This window comes from Aliiroseovarius sp. YM-037 (assembly GCF_048060095.1).
Lineage (GTDB): Bacteria > Pseudomonadota > Alphaproteobacteria > Rhodobacterales > Rhodobacteraceae > JBLUOA01.
Window position 1 is genome coordinate 25666 of the sequence record NZ_JBLUOA010000010.1, and the last position, 25218, is coordinate 50883.

Below are 25218 nucleotides of genomic sequence, written 5' to 3' on the forward strand. Positions count from 1 at the left end.
GTCAAATGACAGCAGAACCGCATCGCGCCACTTTGGGCCGGGGGGTTCCGATCCGGCGGCTGATCACCGGCCTATGGCAGATGGCCGATCAGGAACGCGACGGAAAGCCCTTTGACCTTGATGGCGCGGCTGAGGCGCTTTTGGCGTATGCACGTGCCGGGTTCGACACGTTCGACATGGCCGACCACTACGGCAGCGCCGAGATTGTCGCGGGCATGGTTCACAAGGCGATGCGAGAGGCGGGCGAGGTGCCTCCGACGATCCTGACGAAGTGGTGCCCGCCTCCGGGCGACATGACCGCCGACGTTGTGCGGGCAGGTGTCGAAACCGCGCTGGAGCGACTGCAAGTGCCGTCGGTCGACGTGATGCAATTCCACTGGTGGCGCTATGAATCGCCGGAATACCTTGACGCGCTTGAACAGTTGATGCGCCTGCGGGAAGAGGGGCTGATCCGCGAAATCGGGTTGACGAATTTCGATGCGGCGCATCTTCGGATGGTCATCAAGAACGGGATCGAGATCGCGTCAAACCAGGTGTGCTTTTCGTTGCTGGATCGGCGGGCGGCTGCGGACCTTTCCGCCGTGGCCAAAGCGCATGACGTGGCGCTTTTGGCGTTCGGCACGCTCGGCGGCGGATTTCTGTCGGACAAATGGGTCGGGGCAAAGGAGCCTGCGGACATCCCGGATTGGAGCCGGATGAAATACAAGCGCTTCATCGACGCGGGCGGCGGTTGGGCGCAGTTTCAGACGTTGATGGCCACCCTATCCGATATCGCGGCAAAGCATCGGGTTTCGGTGTCGAACGTGGCGTCGGTCTGGGTTCTCAGCCATGAAGCCGTGCGCGCCACGATCATTGGCGCGCGCTTGGGCGAAGGCGAGCATCGGGCCGACAATCTGCGAGCGCTTGGTGTGACCTTCGACGCCGAAGACCGTGCCCAGCTTTCGGAGGCGTTGGCGCAGCTCACCCCAATCCCCGGCGATTGTGGCGACGAATATCGCAAGCCGCCGTTCCTCACCGCATCCGGCGACCTTAGCCACCACCTTGACGCCTTGCCGCCGGTTTTTGCGGTGTCGCCCGTTCCCGAACGGCCAGATCGCACGCGGGCCGAAAGCCAATCCATCTGGGAGGAAAAGGCCGGATTTTCGCGGGCCGTGCGCACCGGTAATCGCATCGTGGTCAGCGGCACGACGGCGACCGCACCTGATGGGCAGGCGGTTTGCAGCGGCGATGCCGAAGGGCAGGCGGTCTATGCGTTGGACAAGATTCTGGCTGCCATGAGCTCTCTCGGTGGTGGGGCGGCGGATGTTGTCCGCACGCGCATCTACCTGCGGAACGCCGCGGACTGGGAGGCCGTGTCAGCCGTTCATGCCCGCTATTTCGGGGCAACACGGCCTGCCAATACGCTGATCGCCGGTATCGAACTGATCGGCCCCTACGCGGTTGAGATCGAAGCCGAAGCGGAAATCCCATCCGATTGATCCCGCGAGGCGCTCGGAGAATTGCATTGACAGAAAATCAATTCTGACCGACGTTAAATGCGCACAAAAGTTCGTTTTGCGCACAAATCAGGCGGAAGACCTGCAAACAAAGTTTCAAAAGGGTCCGCACCGGACCGCACGACATGGGAGTACGACATATGCTGAAAAGACATTTTCTGGCTGGGATCACGGGGCTTGCGCTTGCTGCGATGGCGTCAACCAGCGTTGAGGCGAAAAGCCTTGATGACATTCTTTCCGACGGCAAAATTCGCATTGGAATCAACCCGAACTTCCCCAACATGAGCACCCGGAACGATGCGGGCGATTGGGAAGGCTTTGACATCGACGTTGGCAATGCACTGGCCGCCGCCATTGGCGTCGAAGTCGAGTGGGTGCCGACCGAAACTCCGCAGCGGGTGCCGTTTCTGGTATCTGACCGGATCGACATTTCGCTTGGCGCGCTGACGCGGAATACCGAGCGGGCGAAGCTGATCGACTACACCGTGCCGCTGCATACCGAGGTTCTCGCCGTTCTGACCACCGAAGAGGTCGCAGGCGATAGCTGGGAAGACTTCAACACCGCAGACGTGACGCTTGCCAACATGCGCGGCAACTGGACCGTCGACTGGATCGGTGAAAACATGCCGGACGCCAACCTTGAATTGGTCGACACGCTGGCTGACACTGTCCGCCTTGTCGGGCAGGGTCGGGCCGACGCGATTGTCGAGAATATCGACTTCTTCATGGCCTTCACCGAGAACTATCCCGACGTAAACTGGCGCGTGGTCGAGAATCCGATTTTCGTCGCCTATTGCGCCATTGGCGTCAGTCAGGGCAACGAAAACCTGACCGAAGTGCTGAATATCGCGCTATACAGCCTGCATTCGTCAGGCATGGTGAACGAGACTTGGGAAAAGCACTATGGCGCGCCGATGCTGCGCACCGTGGACCCTGTTCCCTACTTCTGATCTCTGACGTTATCGGGTCCGCCGCGCATCTGTCGCGGCGACCCATCCCAGTCGCGCGGTATATATGGACTACAGATTTCATTTCGGGGTCGTCTGGGACAATCTTGATGCCCTGTTTCAAGGGGCTTTGCTGACGTTTCAACTGGGCGTGTTCGCCTTTGTGGGTGGCGTGCTGATCGGGCTGGTCGGGGCCACGCTAAAGACCTACGGCCCCAAGCCGGTTCGGTTTCTTGTTGATTGCTACGTGGTTTTCATCACCAACACGCCGGCGTTGATCCAAGTTTACTTCCTTTATTTCGGTCTGCCAGAGGTCGGCGTTCGCTGGTCGAACGTAACCTGCGTTTTGATCGGGCTGATCCTGAACGCGGGCGCTTATCTGACCCTGATCCTGCGGGCGGGATTCTTGTCCGTGCGCTTGCCCGAGATCGAGGCGGGCCAGACCCTCGGCATGTCGCTGATCCAGCAGGTGCGCTACATCATCGTGCCGCATATCGCGAAGTCGATCTATCCGGCGCTCGCGAACTTCTTCATCGTCGTTCTGGTCATGGGCACCTCTCTCGGTGCGCTGATCGGGGTGGACGAACTGACCGGTCAAGCGATCAACCTGTCGACGGTAAACTATCGCTGGCTGGAATACTTCACCGTGGCGGCGGGGATGTATGTCGTTCTGACCTTCATCGCGAGCATTGGCCTCGCGCTGCTGGGGCGCTGGGCGTTCCGCGTTAAGGCTAGGATCTTCTGATGGAGCGGATACTGGAACAGATCCCGCGTTTCTTTAGCGCCGCCAATCTGTCGCTGTTGCTTGAGGCCGCGGGCCTGACCCTTGCCATGACGCTAGTCGGCTGTCTGATCGGGTTTGGCCTTGCCTTTATCCTGGTCTATCTGCGCAAAACGCCGGGGCTGTGGGCGCTGCCGCTGCGTTGGCTCGCGATTTCTTACGTCGAGATTTTTCGCCGTATCCCGTTCATTGTGGTGATCTACCTTGTCCTGTTTTTCATTCAGGCCGTCACGCCAAATGCGTCGCTGTTCACAATAGCTGTCATCGCGATCTGCCTATACGCGGTGGCCTACACCGCCGACATCATCCGGGGCGGCATTGAATCCGTTCCCCATACCCAGGTCGAAGCCGCCGAGGCGATGAATATGTCGCGGCTGCAAACGATGCTGAAGGTGGTTCTGCCGCAGGCGTGGCCCGTCATCATTCCGCCCGCCATCGCCTTTGCCGTGTCGTTCATCAAGGACACAGCGCTGGTCAGTCAGGTCGGGGTGTTTGAGCTGACCTTTCGCGGCAAGGAACTGAACAATCAGGGGTATTCCGGTATCCTTGTCTTCGGCACGATTGCCATGTGCTATTTCCTTCTGTCTTTCCCGCTCAGCCTTTTGGGCCAACATCTGGAGAAACGTCTTGCCACACCTCGCGGTGAACGACGTGCGCGCAAAATACGGCGCACTTGAGGTTCTGCACGGAATCTCCTTTACGATTGAGGCGGGCGAGATTGTCTCGCTCGTCGGGCCGTCGGGGTCTGGGAAATCGACGGTTCTGCGGGCGCTGATGGGTCTGACCCCGATCACCGGCGGAGATGTTGAGATCGCGGGCGAGAAGATGGACTATTCCAGTGCTCGGTCGGTCCGTGAGGCGCGCGACCGCATGGCGATCGTGTTTCAGCAATATAATCTGTTTCAGAACATGACGGTGATGCAGAACGTCACTTTGGCCCCGCTAAAGATCAAACGCTGGCCGAAGGATGAGGTGACGGCAGAAGCCAAGCGCCTGCTTGGCCTTGTCGGCCTTGCGGCGAAGCACGACGCCTTTTCCGACGAACTGTCGGGCGGGCAGCAACAGAGGGTCGCGTTGGCGCGAGCGCTGGCGCTGAAACCGCAGATTCTGCTGCTTGACGAAGTGACCTCGGCGCTTGACCCGGAACTGGTAAACGAAGTTCTGGACGCGGTGCGCAAGCTGGCCGACGAAGGGATGACGATGATTATCGTCAGCCACGAAATGGGGTTCGTGCGCGAGGTCGCGAACAAGGTCATCTTCATGGACCACGGCGAGGTGATTGAAAGCGGCACGCCGCAGGCATTGTTCGAGACCCCAAAGACAGACCGCGCCCGCGATTTCTTTAGCAAAATCCTGCGGCACTAGGCGGGCGGCGGTCATGCGCCCGAACCAATCCTTGGAAGGAGCCGGACCGTGCTGAAATTCTACTACAACGCCGCCCCGAACCCCCTGAAGGTCGCGCTGTTTCTTGAAGAGACCGGGCTTGATTACACCCCTGTCCCCATCGACACCCGGCGCGGCGATCAGCACAGCCCCGGCTATGTTGCGATCAACCCGAATGCGAAGGCTCCGGCGATTGATGACGACGGCACGGTGGTTTTCGACAGCAACGCCATCCTGCTTTATCTCGCTGAAAAGACCGGGCAGTTCCTGCCGCCCGAAAGCCCGACGGCGAGGGGAGAGTTGCTGTCTTGGTTGATGTTTGTCGCTACCGGCGTCGGTCCATTCTCTGGCCAAGCCGTGCATTTCCGCAACTTCGCGCCGGGCGATCACCCTTACGCCCGCAAGCGTTATGACTATGAGGCGCGGCGCCACTGGCAGATCGTTGACGACCGCCTTGCACAGCAGCCCTATATGCTGGGCGATGCCTATACGATCGTCGATATGGCCGTCTGGGGCTGGGCGGGGCGTATTCCGTTCATGCTGGGCAAGGACGATGCGATGGACGCTTACCCGAACCTTGCCCGGCTTGTGGCAGGGATTGACGCCCGCCCCGCCGCCATCCGCGCCGTGGCGCTAAAGGATCAGCACGCCTTCAAGGTCGAGTTTGATGAGGAGGCGATGCGCCACCTCTACCCGCAAATCTTCGCGCCGGACCCGGACTGAATGGCACCCGACACGCATATTGGCACCACAGCCATCGTCACCGGGGCGGCGTCAGGGATCGGGCGCAGCATTGCCGACCATTTCGCCGCTGAGGGCCGCGCGGTTCTTTGCGCTGACATCAACCGGGCCGGGGCGGAAAAGGTTGCCGCGACTATCATCAAGGACGGAGGCCATGCTCGCGCGGTGGAGGTTGACGTCGCGGATGAACCTTCTGTTCAAGCGATGGTCGACGACGCTATTTCGTGGACGGGCCAGATCGATGCGCTGGCTGCAAATGCCGGGATCATGGCCGAAGGATCGGCCCTGACGCTTAGCCTTGAGGATTGGACCAGGGTCATGTCCACCAACGCCACCGGCGCGTTCTTGACCGCGCGGGCCGCCTTGCCACATATGATCGATGGCGGGGGCGGGGCGATTGTATTTACGGCGTCAACGGTCGCGCTTGCCGGGATGAAAGGGATCGCGGCCTACTCCGCCTCGAAAGGTGCGGTTGTGGCGCTGACCCGGCAGATGGCTGCGGATTATGCGGATCAGAACATCCGGGTGAACGCCGTGGCCCCCGGTGCCGTGCGCACACCGCTGTCTGAATCCCACTTCCGCGCCCGCGCCGAGGATGACGCAGAGTTTGAGACGCTGCTAGAGGCTGTGATCGACCGCTACCCGCTGAAACGCTGGGGCACCACCGCCGAGATTGCCGATCTGGTCACGTTCCTTTGTTCAGATCGGGCAGGCTGGATGACCGGCCAGATCATTCCGGTTGACGGAGGTCTGCTGGAATTGCGCTAAACCGCCCACCAGTTGGGCGAACGAACAGGAATAGACACGCCATGAAAATCACATCCATCAAAGCGTATCAGGTCGATCTTCCGCTGAAAGAAGGCCGCTATAGCTGGTCGAACGGCAATTTCGTTGAGGTGTTCGATTCAACCGTGGTTGCGGTTGAAACTGATGCAGGGATCACCGGCTATGGCGAGTGCTGCCCGCTTGGCAGTGCCTATCTGCCGGCTTATGCGCTTGGCGTGCGGTCCGGTTTGATGGAATTGGCACCGAGCGTCATCAGGCTCGACCCTCGCGCCCTTGATGTTCTGAACCGCGCTATGGACGAGAGCCTTCGCGGCCATCCCTATATCAAGGCGGCGATCGACGTCGCATGCTGGGATATTTTGGGACAAGCCACCGGCCTGCCAGTCTATCAACTGCTGGGCGGCAAGGCGCAGGACGACATCCAGCTTTACCGCGCGATTTCGCAGATCGAACCTAAGGCAATGGCCGCTAACGTCGCGGGGTATCGCGACGAGGGATACACCAAGTTCCAACTGAAGGTTGGGGCCGATGCCGACAGCGATATTGAGCGCATTCGCCTTAGTGCGGCTGAGATGCGTCCCGGCGACGTGCTCGTCGCCGACGCGAATACTGGCTGGACGATGCACGAGGCCGCCCGCGTCGTGAACGCCGTGCGTGACGTTGATGTCTATATCGAACAGCCCTGTCCGACATACGAAGAATGCCTTGTCACGCGGCGGCGCACCACGTTGCCCTTCGTGCTTGATGAAGTCATCGGCGGCGTCGGTGACCTGACCCGCGGCCTCGCCGACGGGGCGATGGACGTCATCAATCTGAAAATCTCGAAAGTGGGCGGGCTGACCAAGGCGCGCCTGATGCGCGATCTTTGCGTTCAGTCGGGTATTCCAATGACCATTGAGGATACGTGGGGCGGCGACATCGTCACCGCGACCATCGCCCATCTGGCACAATCCACGCCAGAGGAGTTTTCGTTCTCGGCCACGGACTTTAACTCCTACGGCACGGTCGACATCGCCGAGGGCGCACCGAAGCGGGTGAACGGAACGATGAAAGCCTCTGACGCGCCGGGGCTTGGCGTGACGCCGATCATGGCCGCCTTGGGCGATCCCGTTCTAGTTGTCTGAGGGCCGCCGCGCAGCAGCGACACGAGACTTTCGTCATTCGCCTGATCACCCACCGCTGATGAAGTTGTGATTCGCGACGTGGCGCGCTGTGGCTCTATGATTTGCGGAGCAGCACGCGAAAGGCGCATTCATGGTATCGGCAATTGGTTCTCGGACACGTTTCTTCCTAGTCGCGTCGTTGGTGGCGCTTTCTGTGTTTTGCGCTGCGGCGGTGCACGCGCAGGACGCGGTCCAGTTGCCCGACTATGTGATTGAGGAATATGGCGAGCCTCCCGCCGTTCCGGTGGGTCCGCTGCCCGATGCATTGCGATCCGCCGTGCAGGTGGCTTTTGTCGAACCTACGACGCAGGGGATTTGGGGGCAGGACCAGACATTGGCCTTGGCCGAGATCGCCGCGTCAAACGACCCTCGGTTGGTCTGGATCATCAGCGACCTGATGCGCTTCGCCACGGGCCGTGAGATGAGCCTGCAACTTGCCAGTGCAGCCTCGGAATTGCTGGATCGGAATTTTCAAACTCGGACCCCGTGGGGCGATATGACCGATCACCTCATCGCGTGGGATATTCCGGCGCCCCCCGATTATCTTGAGGTGAAGCGGGCTATTTTCACGAATATCATCCCCGGTTGGGAACAGATTTTTGTCGAAGGCGATATTGATTGGAGGCTCGTTTCCTGGGGCGGCGTGCTGATTGACGGCCGGGCTTACGATACGACGGATCAACCGTGCAATTGCATTCCCGCAGCGGACAATCCCGAGGTCGTCAGCGCCGAGGATGCCGAGTGGCCTGCCGACGATGATATCGTTTTTGGAATTGAGGTGAACGGCGAACATCGAGCCTATCCGCGACGCATTATGGAAGTCCGCGAGATGGTGAATGATACATTGGGCGGACGAGACCTCGGCATCCCCTACTGCACGTTGTGCGGCGCGGCGCAGGCATATTTTACCGATGGCCTGCCGGAAGGAATTGACCGACCCATCCTGCGCACGTCAGGGCTGCTCATTCGGTCCAATAAGGTGATGTATGACATCAGGACGTATTCGGTGTTTGATACGTTCTTGGGCAAAGCAGTAACCGGCCCACTGGCGGAAAAGAACCTGCAACTTGAGCAAGCGACTGTTGTGACGACCGATTGGGGCACGTGGAAGCGAGAGCATCCCGAGACGACGGTACTGGTCGAGGCGTTGGCGCTTGGTCGCAATCCCGATTTTCGCAATGGCCGCGATGCCGACGGGCCGATATTTCCGATCGGTGATGTCGATCCGCGCCTGCCGGTTCATGAGGACATTATCGGCGTGATCTCGGCGTCGGGGACGCCGGTGGCGTTTCAGCGGAGTAAAGCGCTGGTGGCACTGACGAGGGGTGAAGAGATAGCATTTGAGAATATCCGCTTGGAACTGGATGCTGGCGGCATAAGAGCGGTCGATGCAGATGGCGCAGATCTTGGCAGCCATCAGGCGTTTTGGTTTGCGTGGTCACAATTCCATCCTCAAACGGAACTCTGGATGGGGTAGGCAGATTTTTCGCCGTTGGAAATGGCCGAAAATCAGCTTCTCAATTCTGGTGGTTGAAATCCCGGCGTTGAGAGAGTATCTGCCACACATTCCGCGAAAGGGATTCATTCATGGCGAAAACAAATCCAGCCCAGTTTGTGCAGCAGGTTCGGTCCGAAGTGTCGAAGGTCGTCTGGCCCTCGCGTCGCGAAGTGTTGCTGACGACCGGTATGGTATTCGTCATGGCCACGTTGACGGCGATCTTCTTTTTCCTCGTCGATTTGGTGATCCGGACGGGACTTCAGGGGCTGTTTCAGGTCGTTGGCTAATCCGAAATTTCGGCGCTTATACACTTGAAAGTGCTTGATTTCGGCGGTAGAGCGGGCAGCACATTCAGAACAGGCGTGCATCGATTCGTGTTGCGCGCTGTTTTTTGTTCTGGCGAGAGCGGTTTAACCGCATGAAAAGATTGACTTACCGGCGTTAATGCTCCGGTTGATGCGAGGCAATAGGCACGATGGCGAAGCGGTGGTATTCGGTGAGCGTTCTCTCGAACTTCGAGAAAAAAATCGCCGAGCAGATCAAGCATTCGGTCGTCGAAGCCGGCCTTGAAGAAGAAATCGAAGAAGTGCTGGTGCCGACCGAAGAGGTCATCGAGGTGCGCCGGGGCAAGAAAGTGACCGCGGAGCGCCGCTTTATGCCGGGCTATGTTCTCGTGCGGATGGAAATGTCGGATCAGGGTTACCACCTGATTAACTCAATCAACCGCGTCACTGGATTTTTGGGTCCGCAAGGCCGCCCGATGCCGATGCGCGATGCAGAGGTCAACCAAATCCTGAACCGCGTCGAAGAGGGGCAGGAGGCTCCGCGCACCCTGATCCACTTCGATATCGGTGAAAAGGTTCAGGTCACGGACGGCCCGTTCGAAGGCTTCGACGGCATGGTCGAGGATGTGGACGAAGACAACAACCGTCTCAAAGTCACGGTATCGATCTTTGGCCGGGCGACCCCGGTCGAACTGGAATTCACGCAGGTGACGAAAGACGCCTGACGCGATTGTGGGAGGGGAGACAGGCGCGCCTGTCAAACCGGACCACACAACCAAGGCCCCGGTGACGCGTCATTGGGGGAGTTGAAAGAAGGAGAGGCCAGATGGCCAAGAAAGTAGCTGGCACGATGAAGCTGCAGGTTCCTGCAGGTCAAGCCAACCCGTCGCCGCCCGTGGGTCCAGCCCTCGGTCAGCGTGGGATCAACATCATGGAATTCTGCAAGGCGTTCAACGCCAAGACGCAGGAGCTTGAGGCCGGCGCACCGTGCCCGACCGTGATTACCTATTACCAGGACAAGTCCTTCACGATGGACATCAAGACGCCCCCCGCGTCTTACTTCCTGAAGAAAGCGGCCAAGCTGAAATCCGGCGCGAACACGCCGGGCCGTGAAACTGTCGGCACCGTGACCACGAAGCAGGTCAAGGAAATCGCCGAAGCAAAGATGAAAGACCTGAACGCAACGGATATCGAAGGCGCGATGAAAATCGTCCTCGGTTCTGCGCGTTCCATGGGCATCGAGGTGAAGTAATGGCAAAGCTTGGTAAACGGACCCGCGCCGCACGCGAGGCTTTCGCCGGCAAACAGAACGTCACCGTCGAAGAGGCTGTGTCGCTGGTTAAAGGCAATGCAAAAGCGAAATTCGATGAGACCGTCGAAATCGCAGTGAACCTCGGTGTTGACCCGCGCCACGCTGACCAGATGGTCCGTGGCAAGGTTGCGCTGCCGAATGGCACAGGCAAAACGATGCGTGTTGCTGTGTTTGCGCGTGGCGACAAGGCGGACGAAGCTAAGGCCGCAGGCGCTGACATCGTTGGCGCCGAAGACCTGATGGAAACCGTTCAGGGCGGCAAGATCGAGTTTGATCGCTGCATCGCCACGCCGGACATGATGCCGATTGTCGGTCGTCTTGGTAAAGTGCTTGGCCCGCGGAACCTGATGCCGAACCCGAAAATCGGCACGGTGACGATGGACGTGAAAGAAGCTGTCGAAGCCGCCAAAGGCGGTGAAGTGCAGTTCAAGGTCGAAAAGGCTGGCGTCGTGCACGCTGGCGTCGGCAAGGCATCGTTTGGCGAAAAAGAACTGGTCGCCAACATTCGCGCATTCGTTGACGCGGTGGCCAAAGCCAAACCGACAGGAGCCAAAGGTTCCTACATGAAAAAGATCGCCGTCAGCTCCACCATGGGGCCGGGCGTAACAGTTGACGTGGATTCCGCCACGGCTGCCGAGTAAGAGATTTGCCCCGGGAAACCGGGGCGAATGGCGGGGCCGCCAACTGGCCCCGTCCTGTCCGAGACGGAGGGTGAAGCATCCGCTTCATAATTCCTTCCTGAGATGGGGAACGAGAGATTTTCTAACGAGGGCCTGACCCTCGGGCGATTTGGCCTCGGGACCCTGAAATTGGACCCGAACGGCCCTTTCGAGGGTCAAACTGAGCCGGGGGGAAACCCCCAAATTTGGAGTGAAACTGTGGATAGAGCACAAAAAGAGAAAGTGGTCGACGAACTCGGCCAGATCTTTGAAAGCTCTGGCGTCGTTGTGGTTGCCCACTACGAAGGTCTCACGGTTGCTGAGATGCAGGACCTGCGCGCACGCATGCGTGAAGCGGGTGGGTCTGTTCGCGTTGCCAAGAACAGGCTCGCCAAGATCGCCCTGGACGGGAAGCCCTGCGCAAGCATTGCTGACTATCTGACGGGTATGACCGTTCTCGCCTATTCGGAAGACCCTGTGGCAGCAGCCAAGGTCGCCGAAGGTTTCGCCAAGGACAACAAGAAGTTGGAAATCCTTGGTGGTGCTATGGGCGAAACGGCTTTGGACCGTGCCGGTGTAGAGGCCGTGTCGAAAATGCCGTCGCGCGAAGAGCTTCTTGCTCAGATCGCTGGCATGATTGGCGCACCTGCTTCGAACATCGCGGGGGCCATTGGCGCACCTGCAAGCAACATCGCGAGCATTTTGTCCACTATCGAGGACAAAGCTGCGGCTTAAGCAATCAAGAGACCGACGTAGGGATATCCCCAACACGTTGGAACACATGACAGAAACGGAAACAGTACAATGGCTGATCTGAAAAAACTTGCAGAAGAGATCGTGGGTCTGACCCTTCTCGAAGCACAAGAACTGAAAACCATCCTCAAAGATGAGTATGGCATCGAGCCCGCCGCTGGTGGCGCTGTGATGGTAGCTGGTGCAGCTGGCGGCGACGCTGGTGCAGCAGAAGAAGAAAAGACCGAGTTCGACGTGATCCTGAAGTCCGCAGGGGCTTCCAAGATCAACGTCATCAAAGAAGTCCGCGGCATCACTGGGCTGGGCCTCAAAGAAGCAAAAGAGCTGGTCGAAGCTGGCGGCAAAGCCGTCAAAGAAGGCGTGTCGAAAGACGAAGCCGAAGACATCAAGGGCAAGCTGGAAGCAGCTGGCGCGGAAGTCGAGCTCAAGTAATCGGGCAGGGGGCGCTGACCCTCTGCACCATATGAATTGGCTGGACCCGGTGAAATCCGGGTCCAGCCGAACCCGTCTTGGAAAGGCCCACATCGGGCGGGGCTTTTCCAAGGTGAGGTTCAACGGATCGGGAGCAGGCCGGTGGGACGGTTTGCGGGAATTGGTCCGAACCCCATCATTTCGTGTGCGGCACGGGTGTGTGACCCCGACATCCTCCGTGCCCGCGAAAAAAGAAGGTGACCACGCGCATGGCTCAGACCTACCTCGGCCAAAAACGGCTTCGCAAGTATTTTGGTAAAATCCGTGAAGTTCTCGAAATGCCGAACCTCATTGAGGTTCAGAAATCCTCTTACGACCTGTTCCTGAAATCCGGCGACCAGCCGGAAGTGATGGACGGCGAGGGGATCAACGGCGTTTTCCAATCTGTCTTCCCAATCAAGGACTTCAACGAAACCTCCGTTCTGGAATTCGTGAAGTATGAGCTTGAGAAGCCAAAATACGATGTTGAGGAATGTCAGCAACGCGACATGACCTACAGCGCCCCGCTGAAGGTCACGCTGCGCCTGATCGTGTTTGATGTCGACGAAGACACCGGCGCGAAATCCGTTAAGGATATCAAGGAACAAGACGTGTTCATGGGCGATATGCCACTGATGACGCCGAACGGCACGTTCATCGTGAACGGCACGGAGCGGGTGATCGTATCGCAAATGCACCGCTCGCCCGGTGTGTTCTTCGACCACGACAAGGGTAAGACCCATGCGTCGGGCAAACTGCTGTTTGCCTGCCGGATCATCCCGTATCGCGGATCGTGGCTCGATTTTGAATTCGATGCGAAAGACATCGTGTTCGCCCGGATCGACCGTCGTCGTAAGCTGCCTGTGACCACGCTTCTCTATGCGCTGGGGCTGGATCAGGAAGGCATCATGGATGCCTATTACGACACCGTCAGCTACAAGTATCGCAAGAAAGACAAGGGCTGGGTCACCAAGTTCTTCCCTGAGCGCGTTCGGGGGACGCGTCCTGCATATGATCTGGTTGACGCCAAGACCGGCGAAGTGATCGGTGAAGCTGGCAAGAAAATGACCCCGCGCGCGGTCAAGAAACTGATCGACGATGGCAAGGTTACGGACCTGCTGCTGCCTTATGAGCAGATCGTCGGGCGCTTTGTCGCGAAAGACATCATCAACGAAGAAACCGGCGCGATCTATGTCGAAGCGGGCGATGAGCTGACGCTTGAAAAGGACAAAGAAGGCAACATCACTGGCGGTTCGCTGCAAGAGCTGATGGAAGCCGGCGTGACCGAGATTCCGATCCTCGACATCGATAACGTCAATGTCGGCCCTTACATCCGCAACACGATGGCGGCGGACAAGAACATGGGTCGCGACACCGCGCTGATGGACATCTACCGCGTTATGCGTCCGGGCGAGCCGCCCACCGTCGAAGCGGCCTCGGCCCTGTTCGACACGCTGTTCTTTGACAGCGAGCGGTATGACCTGTCCGCTGTTGGCCGCGTGAAGATGAACATGCGTCTTGATCTGGATGCCGCTGACACCCAGCGCACGCTGCGCAAGGAAGACATTGTTGCCTGCATCAAGGCGCTTGTCGAACTGCGTGACGGCAAGGGCGACATCGACGACATCGACCACCTCGGTAACCGCCGCGTGCGGTCTGTGGGTGAGTTGATGGAGAACCAGTATCGCGTGGGTCTGCTGCGCATGGAACGCGCGATCAAAGAACGTATGTCCTCCGTCGAAATCGACACCGTGATGCCGCAAGATCTTATCAACGCGAAGCCTGCTGCGGCAGCTGTGCGTGAATTCTTCGGCTCTTCGCAACTGTCGCAGTTCATGGACCAGACGAACCCGCTGTCGGAAGTCACCCACAAACGCCGCCTGTCGGCGCTTGGGCCGGGCGGTCTGACCCGCGAACGTGCCGGGTTTGAGGTGCGTGACGTTCACCCGACCCACTATGGCCGGATGTGCCCGATTGAAACGCCGGAAGGGCCGAACATCGGTCTGATAAACTCGCTGGCCACCTTTGCCCGCGTGAACAAATACGGCTTTATCGAAACGCCATACCGGAAGGTCGAGAACGGTCAGGTCACGGACGAAGTGCAATACATGTCCGCGACCGAAGAAATGCGCCACACCGTCGCGCAGGCCAACGCCAACCTCGACGAAAAAGGCAAGTTCGTGAATGACCTCGTGTCGACCCGCCGGTCGGGCGACTACATGCTGGCACCGAACGAAACTGTCGATCTGATCGACGTTTCGCCGAAACAGCTTGTGTCGGTTGCGGCATCGCTGATCCCGTTCCTTGAAAACGACGACGCGAACCGGGCGCTTATGGGGTCCAACATGCAACGTCAGGCCGTGCCGCTGCTGCAAGCAGAGGCTCCGCTGGTCGGGACCGGTATCGAAGAAGTCGTCGCACGGGACTCTGGTGCGTCTATCATGGCGAAACGCGCAGGCGTCATCGACCAAGTCGATGCGGCCCGTATCGTTGTGCGTGCGACCGAAGACCTCGAACTGGGCGACGCTGGCGTTGACATCTACCGGATGCGCAAGTTCCAGCGGTCGAACCAGAACACCTGTATCAACCAGCGTCCGCTGGTGAAGGTGGGTGACACGGTTCAAAAAGGCGAAGTTCTGGCAGACGGTCCGTCCACCGACATGGGTGAACTGGCGCTCGGCAAGAACGTCGTCGTCGCCTTCATGCCGTGGAATGGCTACAACTACGAGGACTCGATCCTGATTTCCGAGCGGATCGCGCGTGACGATGTCTTTACCTCGATCCACATTGAGGAATTCGAAGTCGCCGCCCGTGACACCAAGCTTGGGCCGGAAGAAATCACCCGCGACATCCCGAACGTCGGTGAAGAAGCGCTGCGCAACCTCGATGAGGCTGGCATCGTTTACATCGGCGCCGATGTTGAGCCGGGCGATATCCTCGTCGGTAAGATCACACCGAAGGGCGAAAGCCCGATGACGCCGGAGGAAAAACTGCTCCGCGCCATCTTTGGTGAGAAAGCGTCGGATGTGCGCGATACCTCGCTGCGGGTGAAACCAGGTGATTTCGGCACCGTTGTCGAAGTTCGCGTGTTCAACCGTCACGGCGTCGAAAAAGACGAACGTGCGCTTCAGATCGAGCGGGAAGAGGTTGAACGCCTCGCCCGTGACCGGGACGATGAGCTTGCGATCCTTGATCGCAACATCTACGCGCGTCTGAAATCGCTGATCCTTGGCAAAACAGCCGTCAAAGGACCGAAAGGCGTGAAGCCGAAATCCGAAATCACGGAAGAGCTGCTTGAAACGCTCAGCCGTGGTCAGTGGTGGCAGCTCGCCCTCGCTGAAGAGGAAGACGCGAAGATCGTCGAAGCGCTGAACGAGCAATACGAAGCGCAGAAGCGCACGCTTGAAGCGCGGTTCGAAGACAAGGTCGAAAAGGTCCGTCGTGGCGACGACCTGCCGCCGGGCGTCATGAAGATGGTCAAAGTCTTCGTTGCGGTGAAGCGCAAGCTGCAACCGGGCGACAAGATGGCTGGCCGTCACGGCAACAAAGGTGTGATCTCCAAGGTTGTGCCGATGGAAGATATGCCGTTCCTCGCGGACGGGACTCCGGTCGACTTCTGTTTGAACCCGCTGGGCGTGCCCAGCCGGATGAACGTCGGTCAGATCCTTGAAACCCACATGGGTTGGGCGGCACGCGGTCTTGGCGTCAATATTGACGAAGCCTTGGGCGATTACCGCCGGTCTGGCGATCTGACTCCGGTCAAAGAGGCGATGAAACTGGCCTATGGCGATGACGTCTTCGACGAGGGCATCAAAGGCATGAGCGAGGATCAATTGGTCGAAGCGGCCGGAAACGTCACCCGCGGCGTGCCGATCGCAACGCCGGTCTTTGACGGCGCGAAAGAGGCGGACGTGAACTCCGCGCTTGAGCGTGCAGGCTTTGACACATCCGGCCAGTCGGTGCTGTTTGACGGACGAACAGGGGAGCAATTCAGCCGCCCGGTTACGGTCGGGGTGAAATACCTGCTGAAACTGCACCACCTTGTCGATGACAAGATCCACGCACGGTCAACCGGGCCTTACAGCCTTGTCACGCAGCAGCCTCTGGGTGGTAAAGCCCAGTTCGGCGGCCAGCGCTTCGGGGAAATGGAAGTCTGGGCGCTCGAAGCATATGGCGCGGCCTACACCCTGCAAGAAATGCTCACCGTCAAGTCGGACGACGTGGCGGGCCGGACCAAGGTCTATGAGAGCATCGTGAAGGGCGAAGACAACTTCGAAGCCGGCGTGCCGGAAAGCTTCAACGTGCTTGTCAAAGAAGTCCGGGGCCTCGGCCTCAACATGGAACTCCTGGATGCGGAGGGTGAGGAGTAGGGCGCGGCCCTACTTCTTTCCCCTTCCCCTGATATAAGGAACGCAAAATGAACCAGGAACTTACACCAAACCCGTTCAACCCGCTGACGCCCCCTAAGACCTTTGATGAAATCAAGGTGTCGCTGGCCAGCCCGGAGCGGATTCTGTCGTGGTCGTATGGCGAGATCAAGAAGCCCGAGACCATCAACTACCGGACCTTCAAGCCCGAGCGTGACGGTCTGTTCTGCGCCCGTATCTTTGGCCCGATCAAAGATTACGAATGTCTCTGCGGCAAATATAAGCGGATGAAATATCGTGGTGTTGTCTGCGAGAAATGCGGTGTCGAAGTCACGCTGCAAAAGGTCCGTCGTGAACGCATGGGTCACATCGAACTGGCAGCGCCCGTTGCGCATATCTGGTTCCTGAAATCGCTTCCCAGCCGGATTGGCCTCATGCTCGACATGACGCTGCGCGATCTTGAGCGGGTGCTGTATTTCGAGAACTATGTCGTGATCGAACCCGGCCTGACGGACCTCACTTACGGTCAAATGATGACCGAAGAGGAGTATATGGACGCGCAAGACGCCTATGGCATGGACGCGTTCACCGCCAATATCGGTGCGGAAGCGATCCGTGAAATGCTCGGCCAGATTGATCTGGAAGCCGAAGCCGAACAGCTGCGTGCTGATCTGGCCGAAGCAACCGGGGAACTGAAACCGAAAAAGATCATCAAGCGTCTGAAGATCGTCGAAAGCTTCCTTGAATCTGGCAACCGTCCGGAATGGATGATCATGACGGTCGTGCCGGTGATCCCGCCCGAACTGCGCCCGCTGGTGCCGCTGGATGGGGGCCGTTTTGCGACCTCCGACCTCAATGATCTGTATCGTCGGGTTATCAACCGGAACAACCGCCTGAAGCGCCTGATCGAACTGCGCGCGCCTGACATCATCGTCCGCAACGAAAAGCGGATGCTGCAGGAATCCGTTGACGCATTGTTTGACAACGGCCGCCGTGGCCGCGTGATCACCGGCGCCAACAAGCGCCCGCTGAAATCGCTGTCTGACATGCTGAAAGGCAAGCAGGGCCGTTTCCGTCAGAACCTTCTGGGGAAACGCGTCGACTTCTCGGGTCGTTCGGTCATCGTGACCGGGCCTGAGCTGAAACTGCATCAGTGTGGTTTGCCGAAGAAAATGGCGCTCGAACTGTTCAAGCCGTTCATCTACTCGCGGCTTGAGGCGAAAGGGCTGTCTTCCACCGTCAAGCAAGCCAAGAAGCTGGTCGAAAAAGAACGCCCCGAAGTTTGGGACATTCTTGATGAGGTGATCCGCGAACACCCGGTCATGCTGAACCGGGCGCCGACGCTGCACCGACTTGGTATTCAAGCGTTTGAACCTGTGCTGATCGAAGGTAAAGCGATCCAGCTTCACCCGCTGGTCTGTTCGGCCTTCAACGCCGACTTTGACGGCGACCAAATGGCTGTTCACGTTCCGCTGTCGCTGGAAGCACAGCTTGAAGCCCGTGTTCTGATGATGTCGACGAACAACGTGCTGTCGCCCGCCAACGGCGCGCCGATCATCGTGCCGTCACAAGACATGATCCTCGGCCTCTACTACATCACGATGGAGCGCGAGGGCATGAAGGGCGAGGGCATGGCCTTCGCCAGTGTCGAAGAAGTGCAGCACGCGCTCGACGCCGGCGAAGTTCACTTGCACGCGAAGATCACCGCGCGCCTTCCTCAGATTGATGAGGAAGGCAACGAGGTGATGAAGCGGTTCGAAACCACGCCGGGCCGTATCCGCCTTGGCGCGCTTCTGCCGCAAAACGCGAAAGCACCGTTCGAACTCGTCAACCGCCTTCTGCGGAAGAAAGAGGTTCAGCAGGTCATCGACACCGTCTACCGCTACTGCGGTCAGAAGGAATCCGTGATCTTCTGCGACCAAATCATGACGATGGGCTTCCGCGAGGCGTTCAAGGCCGGGATTTCCTTCGGTAAAGACGACATGGTCATCCCCGAAGGCAAATGGCCGATCGTTGACGAAACCCGCGATCAGGTGAAGGACTTTGAACAGCAGTATATGGACGGCCTGATCACTCAGGGTGAGAAATATAACAAAGTCATCGACGCGTGGTCGAAGTGTAACGACAAAGTCACCGAAGCCATGATGGGCGCGATTTCGTCGGCCAAGAAAGACGAAAATGGGGCCGAGGAAGAACCGAACTCGGTTTACATGATGGCCCATTCCGGGGCGCGTGGCTCTGTCACCCAGATGAAACAGCTGGGTGGTATGCGCGGTCTGATGGCGAAACCGTCGGGTGAGATTATCGAAACGCCGATCATCTCGAACTTCAAGGAAGGTCTGACCGTTCTTGAATACTTCAACTCGACCCACGGGGCGCGGAAAGGCCTGTCGGATACGGCGCTGAAAACCGCGAACTCGGGTTACCTGACCCGTCGTCTGGTTGACGTTGCGCAGGATTGCATCGTTCGTATGCACGATTGCGGAACCGAAAAGGCGATCACCGCTGAGGCTGCGGTGAACGACGGCGAAGTCGTTTCTTCGCTGGCTGAGCGGATTCTGGGTCGCGTGGCGGCTGACGATGTTATCCACCCGGCGACTGAGGAAGTGCTGGCGAAAGCTGGTGAGCTGATCGACGAACGCTGCTCTGACAAGATCGAAGAGTCTGGTGTCGTTTCGATGCGCATCCGCTCGCCCCTCACCTGTGAGGCCGAGGAAGGCGTTTGCGCGATGTGTTACGGGCGCGACCTTGCCCGCGGCACGATGGTGAACTCCGGCGAGGCTGTCGGCATCATCGCGGCACAGTCAATCGGTGAACCCGGCACGCAGCTTACGATGCGGACGTTCCACATCGGTGGTGTTGCGCAGGCCGGTGGCCAGCAATCGTTCCAGGAAGCGAGCCAGGAAGGCACGATTGAGTTCCGCGACGAAAGCGTGCTCAAAAACGCTGCTGGCGACCTCGTCGTGATGAGCCGCAACATGCAGGTTGCGATCATCGACGAAAATGGTCAGGAGCGGATCGCGCACAAGGTCGGCTACGGCTCCAAACTGCACGTCAAGGCGGGCCAAAAAGTGGCTCGTGGCGACAAGCTGTTTGAATGGGATCCTTACACGCTTCCGATCATCGCCGAAAAAGGCGGCACCGCGAAGTTTGTCGATCTGGTTTCGGGCATCGCTGTTCGGGATGAGACCGACGATGCAACCGGTATGACGCAGAAGATCGTGACCGATTGGCGCGCCGCGCCGAAAGGTAACGAACTGAAGCCGGAAATCATCGTTGTCGACAAGGATGGCGAACCTGCACGCAACGACGCGGGCAACCCCGTCACCTATGCTATGTCGGTGGATGCCATTCTGTCCGTCGAAGATGGACAAGAGATCAAGCCCGGTGATGTCGTCGCGCGTATCCCGCGTGAAGGCACGAAGACGAAGGACATCACCGGTGGTCTGCCGCGTGTGGCCGAACTCTTCGAGGCGCGGCGTCCGAAGGACCACGCGATTATCGCTGAAATCGACGGCTACGTTCGGTTCGGGCGCGACTATAAGAACAAGCGTCGCATCTCGATCGAACCGGCGGATGACAGCATGGAACCGGTCGAATACATGGTGCCCAAAGGCAAGCATATTCCTGTTGCCGAAGGGGATTTCATCCAGAAGGGTGAATACATCATGGATGGCAACCCGGCGCCGCATGACATCTTGTCAATCATGGGTGTAGAGGCGCTTGCCGACTACATGATCGACGAGGTGCAGGACGTCTATCGACTGCAAGGCGTGAAGATCAACGATAAGCATATCGAAGTGATCGTGCGCCAGATGCTCCAGAAATGGGAGATCCTCGACAGCGGTGAAACCACGCTGCTGAAGGGCGAGCACGTCGATAAGGCCGAATTCGACTTGGCGAACGAAAAGGCAGAGAAGAAGGGCGTGCGTCCGGCGAAGGGCGAACCGATCCTGCTAGGGATCACCAAGGCGTCCCTGCAAACGCGTTCGTTTATCTCGGCGGCTTCGTTCCAGGAAACAACGAGGGTGCTGACCGAGGCGTCCGTTCAGGGCAAACGCGACAAGCTTGTCGGCCTGAAGGAAAACGTCATCGTCGGTCGTTTGATCCCAGCCGGGACAGGCGGCGCGACCCAGTCCGTGCGCAAGATTGCGCAGGATCGGGACAACGTCGTGATCGAAGCCCGCCGTGCGGAGGCCGAAGCGGCCGCCGCACTCGCCGCGCCGTCTGAGGATGAAGTGATCGGTGAGGAAGTCATCGATGCCGGCATCGTCGACACCGTGGAGAGCCGCGAGGAGTAACAGCTCCGGCCTTTCAAAAGATCAGAAAGCCCCGCCATCATGGCGGGGCTTTTCGTTTCGCGCCGACTTTCTGTCGCGCTCTGATCGCAACCACTCCCTCCGCCCCACCATTTTCCAAAAATATCCCAACCCACTGCCCGGCAGGCAGGTTTCCCGCCGAAAGGGGAGGCATCTTTCCGCAGGAAAGACTGGGAAAGACCACCAACACGAGTGACACCTAACGACAGGTTTTCTATACATCCGAACGGCGGCGCGACCGTCTGCCGAAGATACCCGCGCTAAAGCGGTGCTGGCTGTTGACAACCCCCGCGACTCCCCATATACGGCGCCCACTTGGGCAGGGGTCTGACCCCGTATTGCCTGCATCAGAACTGAAGTGGTCACGATCCGGGCCTGTTTGCCCCGATCCTCTGGATACCCACCGCGTCGTTCCCTAGTGACGGGAGCGGTTGCGGTTTTGGCGTTGTGCGGACGCGCGTGGCGCTGTGAGAATTTGAAATGTGTTGCAACACGGGGAAAGAACCGGAATGCCAACGATCCAACAGCTGATCCGCAAGCCGCGGCAGCCGAAAGTAAAACGCTCTAAGTCCATGCACCTGCAGGGTTGCCCGCAGAAACGTGGCGTGTGTACCCGCGTCTATACAACGACGCCGAAGAAACCGAACTCTGCTATGCGGAAGGTGGCCAAGGTCCGTCTGACCAATGGCTTTGAGGTGATCTCGTATATCCCCGGCGAAAGCCACAACCTTCAGGAACACTCTGTTGTCCTGATCCGCGGCGGTCGTGTGAAAGACCTTCCGGGTGTCCGTTACCACATTCTGCGTGGTGTTCTGGATACCCAAGGTGTCAAAGACCGTAAGCAACGCCGTTCGAAATACGGCGCGAAGCGTCCGAAGTAAGGAGAGAGACGTATGTCCCGTCGTCACGCCGCCGAAAAACGCGAAGTTCTGCCAGACGCCAAGTTTGGCGACACAGTCCTGACCAAATTCATGAACAACCTTATGGTTGATGGCAAGAAATCCGCTGCTGAGCGTATTGTTTACAACGCTTTTGATCGTGTTGAAGACAAGCTGAAGCGCGCCCCGGTCGAAGTCTTCCACGAAGCGCTCGACAATATCAAACCGTCGGTTGAGGTTCGCTCTCGCCGGGTTGGTGGTGCAACCTATCAGGTGCCGGTTGAGGTTCGTCCAGAGCGCCGCGAAGCGCTTGCGATCCGTTGGTTGATCAAAGCCAGCCGCGCCCGCAACGAACACACGATGGAAGAGCGCCTTGCCGGTGAACTGCTCGACGCAGTGAACTCTCGCGGCACAGCCGTGAAAAAGCGCGAAGACACCCACAAGATGGCCGACGCCAACAAAGCGTTCAGCCACTACCGCTGGTAACACCAAACTCTGAGGACGAGCCCAATGGCACGCGACTATCCCCTCGACCGATACCGTAACTTCGGGATCATGGCCCACATCGACGCAGGTAAAACCACCTGCTCTGAGCGGATTCTGTTTTACACCGGCAAATCCCACAACATCGGTGAGGTGCACGATGGTGCGGCTACGATGGACTGGATGGAGCAGGAGCAGGAACGTGGCATCACGATCACGTCCGCTGCAACAACCACGTTCTGGGAGCGCACGGAAAACGGCGAAGAGCCTGACTCCGAAAAACACCGGATGAACATCATCGACACCCCCGGCCACGTTGACTTCACCATCGAAGTCGAACGCTCGCTGGCCGTGCTCGACGGTGCGGTTGCGGTTCTGGATGCGAACGCGGGTGTTGAACCTCAGACGGAAACGGTTTGGCGTCAGGCTGACCGCTACAAGGTTCCGCGTATTGTGTTCGTCAACAAGATGGACAAGATCGGCGCAGACTTCTTCAACTGCGTGAAGATGATCAAAGACCGGACCGGTGCGATTCCGGCCCCCGTTCAGATTCCGATCGGTGCGGAGAACGAGCTTGAGGGCATCGTTGATCTCGTCACCATGCAGGAATGGGTCTGGCAAGGCGAAGACCTTGGTGCATCCTGGGAAAAACGCGACATCCGTCCGGAGCTTGCCGACAAAGCCGCCGAAATGCGCGCTGAGTTGATCGAGACCGCCGTCGAAATGGACGACGACGTGATGGAAGCCTACCTCGAAGGGGAAGAGCCTGACATCGACACCCTGCGGAAACTGATCCGCAAGGGCACGCTCAGCTTGTCCTTCGTTCCGGTTCTCTGTGGTTCTGCGTTCAAGAACAAAGGTGTTCAGCCGCTTCTGAACGCTGTGATCGACTATCTGCCGTCCCCGATGGACGTTGTCGATTACATGGGCTTTAGGCCGGGCGACGAAACGGAAACCCGTGACATCCCGCGCCGCGCGGATGACTCGATGCCGTTCTCTGGTCTTGCGTTCAAAATCATGAACGACCCGTTTGTTGGCTCGCTGACGTTCACTCGGATTTACTCCGGTGTCCTGAACAAGGGCGACAACATCCTGAACTCGACCAAAGGCAAGAAAGAGCGCATCGGTCGTATGATGATGATGCACTCCAACAACCGCGAAGAGATCGAAGAGGCATTTGCCGGCGACATCATCGCGCTTGCCGGTCTGAAAGACACAACGACGGGTGACACCCTGTGCGATCAGCGGGAGCCGGTGGTTCTTGAAACCATGACCTTCCCCGATCCGGTTATCGAAATCGCGGTCGAGCCGAAAACGAAGGCCGACCAAGAGAAGATGAGCCAAGGTCTGGCCCGTCTGGCCGCTGAAGATCCGTCCTTCCGCGTGGAAACTGACCTTGAATCCGGTCAGACCATCATGAAGGGCATGGGCGAACTTCACCTCGATATTCTGGTGGATCGCCTGAAGCGTGAATTCAAGGTCGAGGCGAATATCGGTGCGCCGCAGGTGGCATATCGTGAAACCATCGGTCACGAAGTTGAACACACCTACACCCACAAGAAACAGTCGGGTGGTTCGGGTCAGTTCGCCGAAGTGAAGATGATCATTTCGCCGACAGAGCCGGGCGAAGGCTATTCATTCGAAAGCCGCATCGTTGGTGGTGCTGTGCCGAAGGAATACATCCCGGGCGTCGAAAAAGGCATCAACTCCGTCATGGATAGCGGCCCGCTGGCTGGCTTCCCGGTCATCGACTTCAAGGTCGCGCTGATCGACGGTAAGTTCCACGACGTTGACTCCAGCGTTCTGGCCTTTGAAATCGCGGCCCGCATGGGCATGCGTGAAGGCATGAAGAAAGCCGGCGCCAAGCTGCTGGAACCGATCATGAAGGTCGAAGTGATTACACCGGAAGAATACACCGGTAACATCATTGGCGATCTGACATCGCGTCGGGGGCAGGTGCAGGGTCAGGAAAATCGCGGCAACGCGATCGCGATTGACGCATTCGTGCCGCTGGCAAATATGTTCGGCTACATCAACAATTTGCGCTCCATGTCTTCGGGCCGCGCAAACTTCACGATGCAGTTCGATCACTACGAACCGGTTCCGCAAAACATCTCTGACGAAATTCAGTCGAAATACGCGTAAAGGGGCGCGCCCCTTACCGCTCCAAGTTAACAGGAGGCCATCATGGCAAAGGAAAAGTTTGAGCGCAGCAAGCCGCATTGCAACATCGGCACGATTGGTCACGTTGACCACGGCAAGACGACGTTGACGGCGGCGATCACGAAGCAATACGGTGATTTCAAGGCGTATGACGAGATTGACGGCGCGCCGGAAGAGAAGGCCCGCGGGATCACGATCTCGACGGCGCATGTTGAGTATGAGACGGAAAACCGTCACTACGCCCATGTCGACTGCCCCGGCCACGCTGACTATGTGAAGAACATGATCACCGGTGCGGCGCAGATGGACGGCGCGATCCTGGTGGTGAACGCCGCCGACGGCCCGATGCCGCAAACGCGTGAGCACATTCTGCTGGGCCGCCAGGTTGGTATCCCGTCGATGGTCGTGTTCCTGAACAAAGTCGACCAGGTCGACGACGAGGAACTGCTTGAGCTGGTCGAAATGGAAGTCCGCGAACTGCTGACCGAATACGACTACCCGGGCGACGATATCCCGATCATCGCAGGCTCGGCCCTGGCCGCTCTGGAAGGCCGCGACGACAATATCGGGTCTGAAAAGATCGCCGAGCTGATGAAGGCCGTGGACGAATACATCCCGCAGCCTGAGCGTGCGGTTGATCAGCCGTTCCTGATGCCGATCGAGGACGTGTTCTCGATTTCCGGCCGCGGCACGGTTGTGACCGGTCGTGTTGAGCGTGGCGTGATCAATGTTGGCGACGAGATCGAAATCGTCGG

Annotated in this window: 21 protein-coding genes; all 21 read left to right on the plus strand. The window is 58.6% G+C overall.

Annotated features, from left to right (window positions below; translation table 11 throughout):
- Positions 1–5: 5 nt before the first annotated feature.
- Positions 6–1478 (plus strand): aldo/keto reductase, encoded by a 1473-nt coding sequence (locus ACEWPJ_RS18180; protein ID WP_416514398.1) that lies wholly within the window; start codon positions 6–8, stop codon positions 1476–1478.
- 158 nt (positions 1479–1636) lie between these two features.
- Positions 1637–2446: a transporter substrate-binding domain-containing protein gene (locus tag ACEWPJ_RS18185; protein WP_416514400.1), complete on the plus strand. Its 810-nt coding sequence runs from the start codon at positions 1637–1639 to the stop codon at positions 2444–2446.
- Between the two features lie 64 nt (positions 2447–2510).
- Positions 2511–3188: an amino acid ABC transporter permease gene (locus ACEWPJ_RS18190; RefSeq protein ID WP_416514402.1), complete on the plus strand. Its 678-nt coding sequence runs from the start codon at positions 2511–2513 to the stop codon at positions 3186–3188.
- Positions 3188–3901 carry an amino acid ABC transporter permease gene (locus ACEWPJ_RS18195; RefSeq protein WP_416514403.1) on the plus strand — a complete coding sequence of 238 codons (714 nt, stop codon included), beginning with the start codon at positions 3188–3190 and terminating at the stop codon, positions 3899–3901. Before ACEWPJ_RS18190 ends, ACEWPJ_RS18195 begins: the two co-directional genes overlap by 1 nt.
- A complete protein-coding gene (locus ACEWPJ_RS18200; RefSeq protein ID WP_416514404.1) occupies positions 3867–4589 on the plus strand; it encodes an amino acid ABC transporter ATP-binding protein in 723 nt (240 codons plus the stop codon). Before ACEWPJ_RS18195 ends, ACEWPJ_RS18200 begins: the two co-directional genes overlap by 35 nt.
- 48 nt (positions 4590–4637) lie before the next feature.
- Positions 4638–5330, plus strand: a complete 693-nt coding sequence (locus ACEWPJ_RS18205; RefSeq protein WP_416514406.1) for a glutathione S-transferase family protein — start codon at positions 4638–4640, stop codon at positions 5328–5330.
- The gene (locus ACEWPJ_RS18210; protein ID WP_416514408.1) at positions 5331–6116 is read left to right on the plus strand and encodes an SDR family NAD(P)-dependent oxidoreductase; all 786 of its coding nucleotides are present in this window, start codon (positions 5331–5333) and stop codon (positions 6114–6116) included.
- A 41-nt stretch (positions 6117–6157) separates the two neighbouring features.
- Positions 6158–7258: a cis-3-hydroxy-L-proline dehydratase gene (locus ACEWPJ_RS18215; RefSeq protein WP_416514409.1), complete on the plus strand. Its 1101-nt coding sequence runs from the start codon at positions 6158–6160 to the stop codon at positions 7256–7258.
- 181 nt (positions 7259–7439) lie between these two features.
- The gene (locus ACEWPJ_RS18220) at positions 7440–8774 is read left to right on the plus strand and encodes a DUF3179 domain-containing (seleno)protein (protein WP_416514411.1); all 1335 of its coding nucleotides are present in this window, start codon (positions 7440–7442) and stop codon (positions 8772–8774) included.
- Positions 8775–8884: 110 nt separating this feature from the next.
- Positions 8885–9082, plus strand: coding sequence for a preprotein translocase subunit SecE (secE, locus tag ACEWPJ_RS18225; protein WP_416514412.1), 198 nt, complete (start codon positions 8885–8887; stop codon positions 9080–9082).
- A 188-nt stretch (positions 9083–9270) separates the two neighbouring features.
- Positions 9271–9804, plus strand: a complete 534-nt coding sequence (gene nusG, locus ACEWPJ_RS18230) for a transcription termination/antitermination protein NusG (RefSeq protein ID WP_416514414.1) — start codon at positions 9271–9273, stop codon at positions 9802–9804.
- 101 nt (positions 9805–9905) lie between these two features.
- Positions 9906–10331, plus strand: a complete 426-nt coding sequence (rplK, locus tag ACEWPJ_RS18235) for a 50S ribosomal protein L11 (protein WP_416514416.1) — start codon at positions 9906–9908, stop codon at positions 10329–10331.
- Complete coding sequence (gene rplA, locus ACEWPJ_RS18240; RefSeq protein ID WP_416514418.1) at positions 10331–11032, plus strand: 50S ribosomal protein L1; 702 nt, start codon at positions 10331–10333, stop codon at positions 11030–11032. Before rplK ends, rplA begins: the two co-directional genes overlap by 1 nt.
- A gap of 237 nt (positions 11033–11269) precedes the next feature.
- Positions 11270–11785, plus strand: a complete 516-nt coding sequence (rplJ, locus tag ACEWPJ_RS18245; RefSeq protein ID WP_416514436.1) for a 50S ribosomal protein L10 — start codon at positions 11270–11272, stop codon at positions 11783–11785.
- 69 nt (positions 11786–11854) lie between these two features.
- The gene (gene rplL, locus ACEWPJ_RS18250) at positions 11855–12235 is read left to right on the plus strand and encodes a 50S ribosomal protein L7/L12 (protein ID WP_416514420.1); all 381 of its coding nucleotides are present in this window, start codon (positions 11855–11857) and stop codon (positions 12233–12235) included.
- Positions 12236–12483: 248 nt separating this feature from the next.
- A complete protein-coding gene (rpoB, locus tag ACEWPJ_RS18255) occupies positions 12484–16623 on the plus strand; it encodes a DNA-directed RNA polymerase subunit beta (RefSeq protein ID WP_416514422.1) in 4140 nt (1379 codons plus the stop codon).
- Between the two features lie 47 nt (positions 16624–16670).
- Positions 16671–20921: a DNA-directed RNA polymerase subunit beta' gene (rpoC, locus tag ACEWPJ_RS18260; RefSeq protein ID WP_416514424.1), complete on the plus strand. Its 4251-nt coding sequence runs from the start codon at positions 16671–16673 to the stop codon at positions 20919–20921.
- Positions 20922–21448: 527 nt separating this feature from the next.
- Positions 21449–21820 carry a 30S ribosomal protein S12 gene (gene rpsL, locus ACEWPJ_RS18265; RefSeq protein WP_416514426.1) on the plus strand — a complete coding sequence of 124 codons (372 nt, stop codon included), beginning with the start codon at positions 21449–21451 and terminating at the stop codon, positions 21818–21820.
- Positions 21821–21832: 12 nt separating this feature from the next.
- Positions 21833–22303 carry a 30S ribosomal protein S7 gene (rpsG, locus tag ACEWPJ_RS18270; RefSeq protein ID WP_416514428.1) on the plus strand — a complete coding sequence of 157 codons (471 nt, stop codon included), beginning with the start codon at positions 21833–21835 and terminating at the stop codon, positions 22301–22303.
- A gap of 24 nt (positions 22304–22327) precedes the next feature.
- On the plus strand, positions 22328–24445 hold the full coding sequence (gene fusA / locus ACEWPJ_RS18275) for an elongation factor G (protein WP_416514430.1): 2118 nt from the start codon (positions 22328–22330) through the stop codon (positions 24443–24445).
- Between the two features lie 42 nt (positions 24446–24487).
- On the plus strand, positions 24488–25218 hold a 731-nt coding region (locus tag ACEWPJ_RS18280), incomplete at its 3' end, for an elongation factor Tu (RefSeq protein ID WP_416514432.1).